This window comes from Deltaproteobacteria bacterium (assembly GCA_016223005.1).
Lineage (GTDB): Bacteria > Desulfobacterota > GWC2-55-46 > UBA9637 > GWC2-42-11 > JACRPW01.
The window spans coordinates 1-8912 of the sequence record JACRPW010000029.1; the positions used below are offsets into that span (position 1 = coordinate 1).

Here is an 8912-nt window from a genome sequence, read left to right on the forward strand (position 1 = left end):
CATATATGTAGACGGCGTTAATACAGTCATAGTATTTTCCAGTATATTTGCAGCAGCAGCCCTAAAGTTTACTCCGCAGGAATTGATCGGCATGTATCTTATTGTCCAGTTCACAGCCCTTATTGGTGCATTTTTAATGGCAAAGCCGATAGACTACTTAGGGCCAAAAAAGGTTGTAATATTATCGCTTATCTTATGGACTTGCGTGTCAGTCTTTTCATTTTTTGTTTATGCAAAGGCACATTTTCTTATTATTGCATCTATCGCAGGGCTTGGACTCGGCACAGTTCAGGCAGCAAGCAGGACGTTCTTTACCCAGTTTATCCCTGAGGGACAGGAATCAGAATATTTCGGCGTATATTCCCTTGTGGGCAAGTCATCTGCAATCATTGGACCGCTTGTATTTGGTTATTTGTCATCAACATTCGGAAACCAGAGGCTTGCGGTTTTATCTATTGCAATATTCTTTCTTACAGGGTTTGTTGTTATTCAGAGGGTGAAGGGCGGAATGCCAAATTTAACCTAATTCAACCTAATCCGTTGCATTAGAATACTAATTTCTGGTATATAAAGGGTATTATGTATATCGGCAAGGAAAATACAAGAGAGTCTAAAATTGCCTTGTATGTTGCAGCATGGATAGCAGTGTCAGTATTTTTTATCCTTTTTCTGAGGCTGTGGTATCTGCAGGTTTTTAAAGGAAACTACTTTAGGGAACTTGCTGAAAATAACAGGATAAGGATTGTAAGGACAGCAGCGCCACGGGGGATAATCTTTGACAGATATGGCAAGGTGCTGGTTGAAAATAGACCATCCTTTACCCTTTCTGTTACAATGGAAGATGTGGTGGATATAGAAAAGGTAAAGAAGTCCCTTGCAAATCTAGTAAATATTAGTCAAGAGGATATTGATGCCAGAATTAAGGTATCTGCAAGACAGCCGCTTTTCCAGCCTGTCAGGATAAAAGAAGATATTACATGGGATGAGATTGCTAAAATAGAGGTGGCAAAGATAGACCTTCCCGGGGTTGCTTTGGAGATAGAGCCGCGGAGGAGGTATCTGTATGAGGACCTAATAACCCATCTGATTGGATACATGGGGGAAATAAATGAGGAACAACTCAAGAGATTTAACAAAGTGGATTATAGACCGGGTGATTATCTGGGGAAGTATGGTGTAGAAGAAAAATTTGAGGATTATCTGAAGGGTGTGCATGGGACCCAGCAAACGGCAGGGTGATTGCCTTTATAAGTTCACCATCATTTGACCCAAATATCTTTTCAAAGGGGGTTTCAAAAGGGGACTGGACAGAACTTATCAACAACCCGCTCCATCCTCTTGAAAATAAGCCTATACAAGGGCAATACCCGCCTGCCTCTACATTCAAACTCATAACTGCTGCTGCTGCATTAGAGGAAAAGGTTATCACACCAACAACAAAGATATATTCAGGAGAGACCTTCAGATTCGGGAACAGGGATTTCAGGGACTGGAAGCAAGGAGGACACGGCACCATAGATGTCCACAGGGCAATAGTGGAGTCTGCAGACACATTCTTTTATCAGGTTGGTCTGAAGGTTGGTGTAGACAGACTTGCATATTATGCAAAAGGATTCGGTTTCGGTCAGAAAACAGGCATACAACTAACAAATGAAAAAAAGGGGGTTGTCCCGTCCAGCAAATGGAAAAAAGAGGTGTATAAGGCGCCGTGGTATGAAGGTGAAACCATCTCGGTCTCTGTGGGGCAGGGTTATTTCCTTGCCACACCTCTCCAAATGGCAAATGCCTATGCTGCCATATCAAACGGCGGGAAGCTATTTTTGCCGCAGGTGGTAGAACAGGTTAAGGATATTGATGGGAATATTTTATGGGAGTTTAAACCAAAGGCAATAGGCATAGTGCCTGCCTCAAAAGAGACTCTGGATATTTTAAAAAAGGCATTGCACGGCGTTGTCCATGAAGATGGCGGAACAGCAAGGAGTTTAAGGATAGATGGCATTCCTATTGCAGGCAAGACAGGGACAGCACAGGTTGTCAAGTTAAAGGAAAATGCGCCAAGATTAAAACTGCATCAGGTGCCGTATGAACAGCGAGACCATGCATGGTTTATTGGTTTTGCCCCGGCAGATGAACCAAAGATAGTCGTGGCAGTGATGGTTGAACACGGCGGTTTTGGCTCTGAGGCAGCAGCGCCTGTTGCAAAAGAGGTTATAAAGGCATATTTAAGAGACAGGCTATAGGCGATAAAAGCAGGCGATAGGCTATGGGTTTTCCTATTGCCTATCACCTATTGCCCATTGCCTGTATTTTTATGATTGACAGACGAACATTTACACATTTTGACTGGGTAATCTTTTTATCTGCAATGGCACTTGCCGCAATTGGCATAGTAAATCTTTACAGCGCAACAGCAGGTTTAGGCTCACAACTTTATCTTAAACAATTCTACTGGCTTATAATTGGGTGTGCTGCAATAGGTATAATCACCTTCTTTAATTATTCCCAACTTGAAAGGTTTGCATATTTTCTTTACGGGGCAACAATAACATTTCTTGTGGCTGTTCATCTTTTTGGTAAATCTGCAGGGGGTGCAAAGAGGTGGCTTAATCTTGGTTTTGTTTCATTTCAGCCGTCTGAATTTGCAAAGATTGCCCTTGTTGTTATGCTTGCAAAATATTTCAATGAGATTACTGTGCCAAGGCAGGGCATGTCAATAAAGGATATATTTCTGCCCGGATTTATTCTTGCTGTCCCGTTTATTCTTGTGGCAAAGCAGCCTGACCTTGGCACTGCCCTTATACTTTTACTTATATTTATATCAATGACATTGTTTGTAAAGGTAAGGTGGAAAACACTGCTGGGCATATCCATTGCCTTTCTGCCGCTTATACCCTTTGCATGGCACTTTTTAAAAGATTATCAGAAGGCAAGACTTCTAAGTTTTATAAACCCAAATATTGACCTGCTTGGAACAGGGTATCATCTTAAACAGTCAAAAATCGCCATAGGTTCAGGAGGGTTTATTGGCAAAGGCTTTTTGAACGGAACACAGGGGCAGTTAAAATTCCTGCCTGAACGTCACACGGATTTTGTATTTTCAGTATTTGCAGAGGAATGGGGTTTTAGCGGTGCTGTAATTGTTGTTATACTCTCTTTGGTTATAATATTATGGGGACTGCATATAGCACAGCATTCGAAGGACAGGTTTGCCTCTTTCCTTGCATTTGGCATCTCATCACTATTTTTTTGGCATACAGCGATAAATCTGGCCATGGTTATGGGACTACTGCCTGTAGTCGGCGTGCCTCTTCCGTTTATGAGTTACGGCGGTTCGTTTTTGCTGACAGTGATGCTCGGTGTGGGCATACTTATAAATGTGAGCATGAGGAGGTTTATGTTCTGATATGTTTGCACTAAAAAACAAATTTGAAGTAATAGTCTTTATACTCCTTACAATATTCTTAATAACTGCGACACATATCTACTCTTTTTTATTTACGCCACCTGACGAAAAGGCATCAGTAAAAACTATATTCATAGAGCAGGGGGCAAGTTTCAGACTTATAGCAAAGGAACTAGAAAAGGTTGGCATAATAACCCGTGCAGATAGATTCTCCATGCTCGCAAAGTTAAAAGGCGCAGTAAAAAAGGCAGAGGCTGGAGAGTATGAGTTTACAACATCAATGCTGCCAACTGCGGTATTGGATAAGTTGGTTAAAGGTCAAGTAAAGGAACACAGCATAACAATACCAGAGGGTTATAACATAAGGGAAATTGCAGAAACCCTTGATGCACAGGGTTTTGTAAAGAAAGAAGAGTTTATAGAGGCAACAGTGGACAAAGAAGTCATTGCATCCCTTAATATTGACGGAACCAGCCTTGAGGGATATTTATTCCCTGATACATACAAACTGACAAAGGGGATGACTGCCCTTGACATTATAAAAAAGATGACTGCACGGTTTAATGAAGTGTATGTGGAGGTCAGGAGTCAGAAGTCAGGGGTCAGAAGAAATATGTCAACCAAAGAGATTGTAACCCTTGCATCAATAATAGAAAAGGAGACAGGTAAACCTGAAGAAATGCCGCTTATTTCTGCTGTCTTTCACAACAGATTAAAAAGGGGCATGAAACTTGACAGCGACCCTACTGTGATATACGGGATAAAAGACTTTAACGGCAATATCACAAAAAAAGACCTTGAGACTGTTACACCGTATAATACTTATAAGACAAAAGGTCTGCCGCCCGGTCCTATTGCAAACACAGGAAGGGCATCCCTTGAGGCAGCGCTTAATCCTGCAGATGAAGACTATCTATTCTTTGTTTCAAAAAACAACGGTTCTCACCACTTTTCAAAGGACATAAAAGAACACAACAAGGCTGTAGATACATATCAGGCGCCAAAGACAAAGAGGGCTGTTCTACGAAATGGATAATAATATCAATCTGCAAATGCCTCAACCTTCAAGTCTTCTCATTGATACCCATGCCCATCTTGATGACCCAAAATATAACGGGGATATAGATGAAGTTATTAAAAGGGCAAAAGATGGAGGAGTAGAATATGTTATAACTGTCGGCTGTTTAAGGGAAAGGGCAGATTTAAGAAAGGTCGCTGCACTCACTAAAAGATACGATATGGTTTATTCTGCATTAGGCATTCATCCCCATGATGCAAGGCATGCAGTAATAGAAGCATATTCTGAAATAGAAGAACTTGCCAAAGACAAAAAGGTTGTTGCCATTGGTGAGACAGGGCTTGATTATTATTATGAACACTCCCCAAAGGATATTCAAAAAGATGCATTTGTCCAACAAATCCATATTGCAAGGCAGATAAAACTCCCTCTTATCATCCACAGTAGAGAGGCGCAAAACGATACACTTGATATTATAAGACATGAAAATGTGAGGGATATAGGCGGTGTTGTCCATTGTTTTTCAGGCAAATATGAGATGGCAAAAAAGGTTCTTGATATGGGCTTATATATCTCATTTACAGGTGTTGTTACATTCCCGAAGGCTGAAAACATCCATGAACTTGTGAGAAAGATACCTATTGAGAATATGCTTGTTGAAACAGACTGTCCCTATCTAGCGCCAGAGCCTCATAGAGGCAAAAGGAATGAGCCTTCGTTTGTCACATTTATTGCCAGAAGGATAGCAGAATTAAAAAACCTATCATATAATGATGTTGCGAGGATAACCACACTGAATGCAAAAAGGCTGTTTAACATTATAGATAGTAAACCAGAAACAAAGATTGTATATCCCATCAGAAATTCCCTTTATCTCAATATAACCAATCGCTGTACAAACTACTGCACATTTTGTGCAAAGTTTGATGACTACACTGTGAAGGGTCATAATCTTAAACTTGAAAAAGAGCCTACTTCGCAGGAGATTCTAAATGCAGTAGGACCAAATCCAACAAAATATGACGAGGTTGTTTTCTGCGGTTTTGGAGAACCTCTTATAAGGCTTGATGTGGTCAAAGAGGTTGGGATGCTGCTAAAAAAGATGGGGTGCAGGATAAGGATTGATACAGACGGTATGGCAAATCTTGTGCATGGCAAAAATTGCCTGCCCGAACTTATGTTTGTTGATGTAATATCTGTCAGCATGAATGCCGCTGATTCAGAAACATATCAGAAACTTGTCAAAACACCATTTGGAGAAAAGGCATTTCCTGCAATACTATGGTTTTTAAAAGAGGCGAAAAGATACATCCCAAGGGTTGTTGCCACAGTTGTTGCTGTGCCGGGTTTAGATATAGAGGCATGCCGGCAATTGGCAGAAGATGAAATTGGGGTCGGTTTCAGGGTCAGGGAGTATGATGTGGTAGGATGAGTTAAATAAAAATGCAAAATGCAAAATGACACGACCCACTTCGTGGGTGCCCCGAATTCAAAAGTAAACACCTTAATTTTGATTTTTGATATTTAATTTTTGATTTTATTTCTTTCACGCATAATTAATTCTGATACAGGAACAATATCAATTTCACCATTTTTAAGTTTGTCTGACATCTCTTTTATAGCGGTAAATGTTACAGGGTGAGGATGCCCTATTGCTATTGCCCTTCCTCTTTTTCTTGCTATCCTCAAAAGTTCATCTATCTGTCCTTTTATATAAGAGATATCCTGTTTGTTATCAAGAAATACCTGCCGCTGTGCCGCATTCAAACCAATCTCGTTTGCTATCATCAATGCCTTAGACTTTGCTGTTGTATTGCTGTCAAGGAAAAAGAGATTTTTTTCTTTTATCGCACCAAGAACAACCCTCATACGGTCTTCATCCTCTGTGAACCGAGACCCCATATGGTTATTAACACCCTTTATGTACGGGACAGCCTCTATTTCCTTTAATACCTGTTCATATATCTCGTATTCTGACATGGTTGTAAAGAGTGCGCCTTTGCCAGGGTTATTACCCTCTAAATCTTTAGGTTCCATCGGGATATGCAAAAGGATTTCTAGTCCTTCCCTGTTAGCCTCTTCTGCAACATCCATTGAGCGGGGTAGAAATGGAAGGACTGCAATTGTTACAGGTATATCCATATCTAGAAGTTCCCGCAGCTGCCTAATATTCTGCCCCATATCATCTATAACTATTGCTATCTTTGGCTTTGTCCTTTCAATAACTTCAGGTAGAATTGCTGGTGTCTCAACTTTATCGGGTTTTTCTTCAGGTTGTGTAACGGCTGGAACGTATTCTTTTTCTTTTATCTCAGGGGCTTTTTTCCCTTTGCTGTAGTAATTAAATAACAGGACAGCAGCAGCAATACCGATAAATGCCCCTAAAATAATAAGGGCATTTGAGTTTTTCAAATGCCCTTTCTTTTTCTTACTATTATTACCCATCCTGTCTTTTACGACGCCTTTTTCATCACATCCTGAAATATATGCCAACTTTTAAGATAATCCACTGCCCTCTTGAGTTGTATATCCTCTGTCTCTGCCTTTTCCTTTTCAACCTTTTCTTCAACCTTAATCCTCTTCTCCTTGTCCTGTTCTTTTTCAGGGGTTATTAAATCACCTTCAAGGTGCCTTTCTATGTCCTTCTCCCGTAAGTGATTCTTTGCTGAACCATCTTTTATGTCTTCAACTACTATATCAGGCTCTATACCCTTTGCCTGTATAGACCTGCCTGAAGGGGTATAATATTTTGATGTAGTAAGCCTTAGCGCAGAATTGTCATTTAACGGTATTATAGTCTGGACAGAACCCTTGCCAAATGTCTGCACCCCGAGTATTATAGCCCTCTTATGATCCTGCAGCGCACCTGCAACAATCTCTGATGCACTTGCACTGCCGCTGTTGACAAGGACTATCATTGGGTAATTAGGCTGTGTCCCTGCGTCCTTTGCCTCAAATTTCATCTCCTGCCCCGCAATCCTCCCCTTTGTATAAACAATCATACCTGATTTTAAAAATCTGTCAGATACCTCTACAGCCTGTGTCAGAAGTCCACCGGGGTTATTTCTCATATCAAGTATAAGCCCTTTAAAATTATCCTTTTTGGCGCCAACTTTGTTAAGGGCATCTTCAAGGTCACTGCCTGTCTTCTCCTGAAACTGGGTAATCCTTATATAACCTATGCCGTCTTCAAGTATTTTAAACTTTACACTCTTTACCTCTATAATATCCCTTACTATCTCAAAGGGTTTTGGTTCTTTGAACCCCTCCCTTAAAATATGTATTGTAACCTTGGTGCCTTTTGGTCCACGCATCAACTTCACAGCCTCTGTGATGCTCAAATCCTTTGTAGATTTATCATTTATCTTGACGATTTTATCTCCTGCCTTGATACCTGCCCTGAATGCAGGTGTATCTTCAATAGGTGATATAACAGTAAGGATATTATCCCTTACCCCTATCTCAATACCTAAACCACCAAAACTCCCTTTTGTCTCAACCTGCATCTCCTTGTAATCCTCGGGGGTGAGGAAAGATGAATGAGGGTCAAGTCCCCGAAGCATACCTTTTATAGCGCCGTAAATGAGTTTTTTATGTTCAATCTCTTCTACATAATTTTCCTGCACAGTAGCAAGTGCGTCTGTAAACAATCGTATATTTTCATACGCCTTTACAGACACAGCAGAAACCATATAGTTTGAACCGCTTATAAGGATAACTGCGGCACTTGCCACAGTTACAATCATAAGTATTTTGCCCCTTCCCATACCCTTTAAAAACTTATACATACTTATTCCTCCATATTTCAGACCATAGACTAGACTACAGAAAGAATCTTGAATCTTGTGTCTTTGGTCTTGTGTTTGTATTTATTTATTTGCAAGCCATGTCATCGGGTCATTAGGCACACCCTTGTATCTCACTTCAAAGTAAAGACGGGGACCATCCATAGAGCCCGAATCCCCAACCTCTGCTATTATCTCGCCCTTTTCCGCAATATCATCCAGTTCTTTTAAAGCCTTTGAAAGGTGAGCATAAAGTGTATAAAAGGCATCGCCGTGGTCAAGGATTATAATCCTGCCGTAACCCTTTAACCAGCCCGAATATATTACCTTTCCTTTATATACTGCCCTTACATCAGTCCCTATAGGTGCCTCAATCTTTATACCATTATTGAATATTGTCGTATGGAATTTTTGATCCTCTGTCTTCCCGTATAATGAAACAATTTTGCCAATAATAGGCATAGAGAGTTTTCCCCTCATTGCCCCGAAGCCTGTTGACGGCATTGGTTCTAAATCCCTATCTGTGTTTACCCTGCCCCTTGACGGAACCCTTTCGTTCTCTACTTCTTTTTCCTGCTGTTTCTTTAACTCATCTATAAAAGTCTGCAGGTCTTTGGCAGTCTTTTCTAATTCTTCAAGCGCTGACAGATGCAGACCTTTTTCTTTTCTGATTGATGCAAGAACTTTATATCTCTTCTCTTTTTCT

Annotated in this window: 9 protein-coding genes; 6 read left to right on the forward strand and 3 right to left on the reverse strand. The window is 40.6% G+C overall.

Translation table 11 applies throughout. The annotated features are described in order from the left end of the window. The 6 genes from HZC45_03245 to HZC45_03270 all read left to right on the forward strand — a co-directional run. Nucleotides 1–526 (forward strand): MFS transporter (locus tag HZC45_03245; protein MBI5682173.1); only part of this gene is annotated, 526 nt, incomplete at its 5' end. Nucleotides 527–579: 53 nt separating this feature from the next. After that, the gene (locus tag HZC45_03250; protein ID MBI5682174.1) at nt 580–1239 is read left to right on the forward strand and encodes a hypothetical protein; all 660 of its coding nucleotides are present in this window, start codon (nt 580–582) and stop codon (nt 1237–1239) included. After that, complete coding sequence (locus tag HZC45_03255; protein ID MBI5682175.1) at nt 1236–2240, forward strand: hypothetical protein; 1005 nt, start codon at nt 1236–1238, stop codon at nt 2238–2240. Before HZC45_03250 ends, HZC45_03255 begins: the two co-directional genes overlap by 4 nt. Before the next feature lie 71 nt (nt 2241–2311). Continuing rightward, the gene (rodA, locus tag HZC45_03260) at nt 2312–3403 is read left to right on the forward strand and encodes a rod shape-determining protein RodA (protein ID MBI5682176.1); all 1092 of its coding nucleotides are present in this window, start codon (nt 2312–2314) and stop codon (nt 3401–3403) included. A 1-nt stretch (nt 3404) separates the two neighbouring features. Next, nucleotides 3405–4439 carry an endolytic transglycosylase MltG gene (mltG, locus tag HZC45_03265; protein ID MBI5682177.1) on the forward strand — a complete coding sequence of 345 codons (1035 nt, stop codon included), beginning with the start codon at nt 3405–3407 and terminating at the stop codon, nt 4437–4439. 16 nt (nt 4440–4455) lie between these two features. After that, nucleotides 4456–5853, forward strand: coding sequence for a YchF/TatD family DNA exonuclease (locus tag HZC45_03270; GenBank protein MBI5682178.1), 1398 nt, complete (start codon nt 4456–4458; stop codon nt 5851–5853). Between the two features lie 92 nt (nt 5854–5945). On the opposite strand, the gene HZC45_03275 is transcribed toward HZC45_03270, so the two are convergent. From HZC45_03275 to HZC45_03285, 3 genes are all read right to left on the reverse strand, one after another. Further along, complete coding sequence (locus HZC45_03275) at nt 5946–6914, reverse strand: divergent polysaccharide deacetylase family protein (GenBank protein ID MBI5682179.1); 969 nt, start codon at nt 6912–6914, stop codon at nt 5946–5948. Then, nucleotides 6875–8188 carry a S41 family peptidase gene (locus HZC45_03280; protein MBI5682180.1) on the reverse strand — a complete coding sequence of 438 codons (1314 nt, stop codon included), beginning with the start codon at nt 8186–8188 and terminating at the stop codon, nt 6875–6877. The genes HZC45_03275 and HZC45_03280 overlap by 40 nt, the downstream gene beginning before the upstream one ends. A 102-nt stretch (nt 8189–8290) precedes the next feature. Beyond that, nucleotides 8291–8912, reverse strand: a 622-nt coding sequence (locus HZC45_03285; protein ID MBI5682181.1) for a peptidoglycan DD-metalloendopeptidase family protein, incomplete at its 5' end; no start/stop codon positions are given.